At 60.1% G+C, this 3,846-nt stretch carries 4 protein-coding genes; all 4 read left to right on the top strand.

Translation table 11 applies throughout. The annotated features are described in order from the left end of the window. The coding region (gene trpB / locus ACTH3D_RS12795) for a tryptophan synthase subunit beta (protein ID WP_441667524.1) at positions 1–1,055 on the top strand (1,055 nt) is incomplete at its 5' end. A 9-nt stretch (positions 1,056–1,064) separates the two neighbouring features. Continuing rightward, a complete protein-coding gene (gene trpA / locus ACTH3D_RS12800) occupies positions 1,065–1,868 on the top strand; it encodes a tryptophan synthase subunit alpha (protein WP_441667525.1) in 804 nt (267 codons plus the stop codon). 94 nt (positions 1,869–1,962) lie between these two features. Beyond that, complete coding sequence (accD, locus tag ACTH3D_RS12805) at positions 1,963–3,108, top strand: acetyl-CoA carboxylase, carboxyltransferase subunit beta (protein ID WP_441667526.1); 1,146 nt, start codon at positions 1,963–1,965, stop codon at positions 3,106–3,108. Positions 3,109–3,131: 23 nt separating this feature from the next. Next, positions 3,132–3,846, top strand: a 715-nt coding sequence (locus ACTH3D_RS12810; RefSeq protein ID WP_441667527.1) for a bifunctional folylpolyglutamate synthase/dihydrofolate synthase, incomplete at its 3' end; no start/stop codon positions are given.

The raw sequence follows: 3,846 nt of genomic DNA on the forward strand, positions 1-3,846 counted from the left end.
ACGTCCGGCAGCACCGAGCTCGCGCCAGGCCTTCGCCGCTTTATCATGCCAAGCGATGGTCGCAGGAACTTGGTGGTGCCCAGATCTGGCTGAAGCGGGAAGACCTGAACCACACCGGCGCGCACAAGGTTAACAACACCATCGGCCAAGCACTGTTGGCCAAGATGAGCGGCAAGCCGCGGGTTATCGCTGAGACTGGGGCCGGCCAGCATGGTGTCGCAACCGCTACCGTGGCCGCCCGCCTGGGGCTTGAGTGCTGCGTTTACATGGGTTCAGAGGATGTCGAGCGCCAGAAGCTCAATGTGTATCGCATGCGCCTGCTCGGTGCCACGGTTATTCCGGTAACCTCCGGTACGCGGACGCTCAAGGACGCCATGAGCGAGGCGCTGCGCGACTGGGTGACCAACGTCGATAACACCTTCTATATCATCGGCACTGTGGCAGGTCCGCACCCGTACCCGATGTTGGTGCGTGACTTCAGCTCGGTGATCGGGCGCGAAGCGCGTGAGCAGTCGCAACAGCAGTTTGGCCGCCTGCCGGATGCGTTGGTTGCCTGCGTTGGCGGTGGTTCCAACGCCATGGGGCTGTTCTATCCGTTCGTCGAGGATGACGAGGTGACGATGTACGGCGTTGAGGCGGGCGGCGATGGCGTCGAGACCGGCCGTCATGCGGCACCGCTCACGTCAGGCGCGCCGCGCGGTGTGCTGCATGGCAACCGTACCTACCTGATGTCTGATGAAGGTGGGCAGGTGATGAGCACTCACTCGATTTCAGCGGGGCTCGATTACCCTGGCGTCGGCCCGGAACATGCGCTGTGGAAGGACGTGGGACGCGTGCAGTACGTGGCCGTCAACGATGACGCCGTGCTGGAGGCATTCCGCGAGCTGACGCTGGTTGAAGGCATCATGCCGGCACTGGAGTCTGCCCATGCTCTGGCTTATGCGCGGCGCTTGGCACCGACTATGGATGTCGATCAGCACATCGTGGTGAACCTCTCCGGGCGAGGCGACAAGGACATCATGACTGTTGCCAAGCTCGATGGCATTGAACTCTAAGGGGTACACATGAACCGTATTGATCGACGTTTTGCCAAACTGAAGGCAGAAGGGCGCCGGGCGCTGATTCCCTTTATCACTGCCGGAGACCCTGGGCCGCAGCACACGGTAGAATTCATGCATGCCATGGTGGCTGCAGGTGCCGATGTGATCGAACTGGGTGTGCCGTTCTCTGATCCCATGGCTGACGGTCCGGTGATCCAGAAGGCTTGCGAGCGCGCGCTCGCGAAGGGTGTGCGGCTAACAGACCTGTTCGACATGGTGCGTGAGTTCCGTCGTACAGACACCGAAACACCAGTGGCCCTGATGGGCTATCTCAACCCCATTGAACGACTGGGGCTTGAGGCCTTTGCCCAGCAGGCCGCCGCTGCCGGTGTTGATGGCGTGCTGGTGGTTGATATGCCGCCAGAAGAATCCGATATCCTTGCGCCGCTGCTCAAGTCGAATGGTCTGGCAGCGATCTTCTTGGTCGCACCTACCACTTCCCGGGAGCGAGCAGCTACAATATGTGCCCATGGCGATGGTTATATTTACTACGTTTCTCTCAAGGGCGTGACCGGTAGTGCGTTACCAGATGCAGATGATGTGGCAGCGCATCTGGCGCCGCTGCGTGAGATGACTGACTTGCCCTTGTGCGTCGGGTTCGGCATTCGTGATGGCGCCTCGGCGGCCGAGGTGGGGCGTGTTTCTGACGGTGTGATTGTTGGTAGTGCCCTGGTATCGCGCATTGCCGCTAATCTTGAGCGCCCCGAACTCATTGCTGGCCAGCTGGCTGAGCTGGTGGGTGAAATGCGTCAGGCACTGGATGCCTGACGGCGTGGAAAATGACATACCGCGGGACCGATAGTGTGGCAATTCACCTGACGGTCCCGAGCGATACGTTCAACTAGATGGATACGACGCTAACATGAGCTGGCTAGACAAGATCGTGCCCTCCATGGGCCGCATTCAGCGCAAGGATCGGCGCGCAAGTGTCCCTGATGGCTTGTGGCGCAAGTGCCCCAAGTGTGAGGGTGTGCTTTACCTGCCGGAGCTTGAAAAGCATCAGGACGTTTGCCCCAAGTGTGATCACCACTTGCGTCTGACGGCGCGTAGACGGCTTGACTGGTTCCTTGATGAAGACGGCCGGGAAGAGTTGGCCGCCGGACTTGAGCCGACCGATCGTCTGCGCTTTCGTGACTCCAAGAAATATCGTGACCGTCTCAGCGCAGCACAGAAAGCCACTGGTGAAAAAGATGCGCTGATCGCCATGCGCGGTCAGCTCGGTGGCTTACCGGTAGTCGCCGTAGCCTTTGAATTCACCTTCATGGGGGGCTCCATGGGGGCTGTGGTGGGCGAGAAGTTTGTACGTGCCGCCACGCTTGCGCTTGATGAAGGTAGGCCGTTGATCTGCTTCTCGGCGTCTGGTGGTGCACGTATGCAGGAAGCGCTATTTTCGCTGATGCAAATGGCCAAGACTGCCGCGGCGTTGGAGCGCCTGCGTCAGGCCGGCGTGCCTTACGTGTCGGTAATGACCGATCCGGTGTTTGGTGGCGTATCGGCCTCGCTGGCGATGCTTGGTGACATCAACGTTGCTGAACCTAACGCGTTGATCGGTTTTGCTGGCCCGAGGGTCATTGAGCAGACGGTGCGAGAGAAGCTTCCTGAGGGCTTCCAGCGCAGCGAGTTCCTGCTGACCCACGGCACGCTGGACATGATTGTCCATCGCCATGATATCCGCCGTCGATTGGGCGGCATACTGCGCAAGCTGACGGGTCAGCCGCCGCTGGTAGCAGAGGGTGTTGATCAGGAAGACCCAAAGGCAGCGCCCCAGGCAGCTGTACCAGATGATGCCACTGTCCAGGCCGAGGCGTCAGCAGAGCCGAAAGACCAGGGAGTCGGTGAGGCACCTCAGTCTGAGGGCGTCACAAAGCAGGCTGCCGGGCCCGTTGGCGAGCCTGACAATGACGCGCCGGTGGATAGTGCCAGCGAAAAAATAGCGAACCAGGCGCCTGAAAACGGCGTCGACGATGACGAGGACACCGCTAAACCTGACTCGGGCGCTGGGCGCTGAGCCGGTAGCTGGTGGTGTATAAGATGCCGACAATTCTGGATGACTGGTTGCGCCGACTGGAGTCAGCGCATCCTGTGGATATCGATCTTGGCCTTGAGAGAGTTGCCGAGGTCGCTCACCGCATGGGGTTGCTGGATGGCCCTCTGGCCAAACGGGTGATCACCGTTGCCGGTACCAACGGCAAGGGATCAACCGTGGCCATGCTTGAGGTAATCGCCCAGGCCCACGGTCTGACCACCGCAAGTTATACGTCACCTCATCTGTTGCGATACAACGAGCGTCTTAGGCTAGGTGGTGCCCAGGCTAGCGACGCTATCCTGATTGAAGGTTTCGAGGCCGTTGATTCAGCACAGCAAGCAGATCTTGGACGCCAGCGTGATGCCGTCAGCCTGAGCTATTTTGAAGTCAGTACACTGGGTGCATTGTACGCGATTCGTCAGCAAGGCCCTGACTTGGCGATTCTCGAGGTCGGACTGGGCGGCCGTCTGGATGCAGTCAACGTTATCGATCCTGATGTTGCTGTCGTGACTACCATCGCCCGGGATCACAGCGCGTATCTGGGCGAAGAGCTTATGGCTATCGGCCGTGAGAAAGCCGGGATCATGCGCCGGGGCCGTCCCGCAGTGCTGGGCAGTGAGTCACTGCCTTCAAGTGTGGCTAATATCGGCCGGGCACTGGGCGCGCTGGTGCATCAGCTGGGAACTGACTTTAGCTACCAGATCCTGACGGGCCAGCAGA

The organism is Halomonas sp. (assembly GCF_052095765.1).
Taxonomy (GTDB): Bacteria; Pseudomonadota; Gammaproteobacteria; order Pseudomonadales; family Halomonadaceae; genus Halomonas.

Excerpts from the sequence above, each read along its gene's own strand:
- trpA (WP_441667525.1), top strand. The coding sequence starts at position 1,065 with ATGAACCGTATTGATCGACGTTTTGCCAAACTGAAGGCAGAAGGGCGC.
- accD (WP_441667526.1), top strand. The coding sequence starts at position 1,963 with ATGAGCTGGCTAGACAAGATCGTGCCCTCCATGGGCCGCATTCAGCGC.